The 2,884-nt window shown below is 61.2% G+C and carries 2 protein-coding genes; both read right to left on the bottom strand.

All coding sequences use genetic code 11. The features are described 5' to 3' along the window. Positions 1-2,241 (bottom strand): FdhF/YdeP family oxidoreductase (locus AC0CMF_RS25205; RefSeq protein WP_472482574.1); only part of this gene is annotated, 2,241 nt, incomplete at its 3' end. A 116-nt stretch (positions 2,242-2,357) separates the two neighbouring features. Then, entirely contained in the window at positions 2,358-2,648 is a 291-nt protein-coding gene (locus AC0CMF_RS25200; protein ID WP_374631430.1) for a hypothetical protein, read from the bottom strand. Positions 2,649-2,884: the final 236 nt, after the last annotated feature.

Genomic DNA, 2,884 nt, shown 5'->3' with positions numbered 1-2,884 from the left:
AGTCTTGCTCTCCTCAGCATATTGCCAGAGCGGGATCAATGCATTGCACTCTGGATAATAGGCGGCAATGGTGCCTTCGGGGATGTCATAGTCGATCACCTGCAAGCCGCCGACACTCCGTGACACGCCATCGTCCGTGGCAGAGGTCAGCCGGACCAGCTCGTTCTTGGCAATCTGGAACCGCATCCGGTCTTTGGGGTTCATCATCACGATCATGCGGGAGTGATGAATGCCACGCAGCCGGTCGGCATCGCCGTAGATTGTGGTGTTGAACTGATCGTTCGAGCGGAGCGTGATCAGGCGCAGGACGCCGGGATCGCTGCCGCTATCAAAACTGGCGTGCAAAGCCGAGGGTGTCTTGAAATTTGCCTTGCCGGTGTCGGTCTCCCAGATGCGTTCGCGAGCGGCCACAGGGCGCGGGAAGCCCCCCGGCAGATCAAGCCGGGCGTTGAAGCCGCGAAAATCATCGGGGAAGACCGCCTCAATCTCGTCGCGGATCAGCGCGTAATCCGCCACCCAGAGATCCCACGGCACCGAAGGGTTTTCCGGCAAGGCGGCCTTGGCAATCCCGGCCACGATCGCCGGTTCGGACAGCAGATGCGGGCTGGCCGGACGGTATTTCCCGCGGGAGGCATGGATGCAGGTGGTGGAATCCTCCATCGTGACAATCTGCGGGCCGGTGGCCTGTTCGTCGAGCTCGGAGCGCACGAGGGTCGGCAGCAGATAGGTGGTGCGGGCGGTGATGAGATGCGTGCGGTTGAGCTTGGTGGCGATCTGCACCGAAAGATCGAGATCTCGCCATTTGCGTTCCATCAAGTCGCGCTCGGGGATGGCGCGGATGAAATTGCCGCCCAGCCCGACAAAGGCGCTGACCTTGCCGGCGGCGATGGCCTCGCAAGCCTCGACGGTGTTCATGCCGTCTTCGCGCGGCGGGGCGAAACCATAGCGTTCCGCCATCTTGTCCAGCGGCACGAGTTCGGTTTTTTCGGCAATACCCACCGTGCGCTGGCCCTGAACATTCGAATGCCCGCGCACCGGACAGATACCTGCTCCCGGCCGCCCCATATTGCCGCGCATCAGCAGCAGGTTGATCAGCATCTGCACGGTGCCGACGCCGAGCTTGTGCTGTGTCAGGCCCATGCCGTAGATCGCGATGACCGACTTCGCCTCGGCATAGGTCCTTGCGGCCGCCTGCAACGCGTCCCGCGGCAACCCGCAGGCGGCTTCGATATCGGACCAAGCGGTGCCGCGCACCATCGCCTCAAATGCCTCAAACCCATGCGTATGGGCGGCGATGAATTTGTCGTCGAGAACGCGCGCTTCGCCCGCGGCCTGTGCAGCATCATCCCAGGCGAACAGCGCCTTGGCCATGCCGGTCATCACCGCAATGTCGCTGCCGGCGCGCGGCTGGTAATATTGTGTTGCGATCGGGGTGGCCTTGTTGGTCAGCATCTGGCCGGGCCGCTGCGGATTGACAAAGGCTTCCCAGCCGCGTTCGCGCAATGGATTGAACACGACGACGGGCACATCGCGTTCGCGCACCTCCTGCAGCGTGTGAAGCAGGCGCGGCGAATTGGTGCCTACATTCTGACCGAAGGACAGGAGGCAGTCCGTTTCCTGAAAATCCTCGAGCAGGACCGTGCCAACCGGGGTGCCGATGCTTTGCGGCAGCGCCACCGAGGTGGTTTCATGGCACATGTTGGAACTGTCGGGCAGGTTGTTGTTGCCGTAAAGCCGGGCCAGCAACTGATACATATAGGATGTCTCGAGGGCGGCACGGCCCGAGGTGTAGAACACCACATCCTTGGGCGAATAGCGTTTCAAATGCGCGCCGATATCGTCGAAAGCTTCTGCCCAGGACACCGCGACATAGGTGTCGCTGCCGGGGTCATACCGCATCGGATGGGTCAGGCGTCCCTCGTTTTCGAGGTCATGGTCCGTCCAGTTAAGCAGGCCGGAGACTTTATGCTTCGCGAAAAACTCCGGCGTTGTGCGCTTTGAGGTCAGATCCCAGAACGTCGCTTTCGCCCCGTTCTCGCAAAATTCGGCCAGATGGGGTTTTCCGGGCTTAGCCCATGCGCAACTTGTACACATATAGCCGCCGGTCTTGTTGTGAGAGCGCATCAGCCCGACCCCGCTCGACACTGCGCCCTGCTGGACCGAATGTTTGAGCAATGACTTGAGCGACCCCCATCCGCCGGTTGGCTGGTCATAGGGTTTGTGGCTGGCTCGATCTGTCATGGCTCTCTCCGGCTTGAGTTCTCTGTGTAAAGTCCCGGCTATCCCGGATGTTCCCGCCATGTGGCAGCACCGGGCGAGGGACGTTGACCGGGCTGCTGCGCGTCGCCGGACGGCTCTTAGCGGCTCAGATAGTAGCCGGCGACTGCGGCGAGGATGATCGCAGCGACAAGAAGGAGCTTGATCCTTCCCCGTCGCGGCCGGCCGTCAAGTTCATGCCGGCGTACCGGCCCCTCTTTCAGCTCTTGCTTGCGTGCCATGGCGACCTGCTCTGCCGTTGGCGGGTTTCCGGCTGCTTCATCATCGGTTCCAAGCGGCGCCGCTGCGGGGTCAGGGAAAGACACTTTATCCGCAGTCTGACCGTGGTCGATCTCATCGCGGAGTTTTGCGGATGTCACAGGTTCTTTCATGGCTCCCTTCCTTCGTTTCCGGGATCAAACCTTTGATGCACGAACATGTTCCTGGCCGGCGGGTTATCTGGAGCGATCTATCCCCTCACCGGTCATGCCGGGAGCGAGGGACGCAGTGTTTACAAGGGACTGCCAGTCAGGCACCAACTCCTCTCCCCCCTTGAGGCAGGGGAATCGCATATGTCGAATAAGGGGTTGTTTTACTGAGACAAATCGATTCATGAGTTCTCCGTCCT

It is taken from the genome of Pannonibacter sp. CBAS1226, from assembly GCF_055685825.1.
The sequence above is the reverse complement of the archived record's forward strand: the minus strand, read 5'-3'. Positions and strand labels throughout refer to the sequence as shown.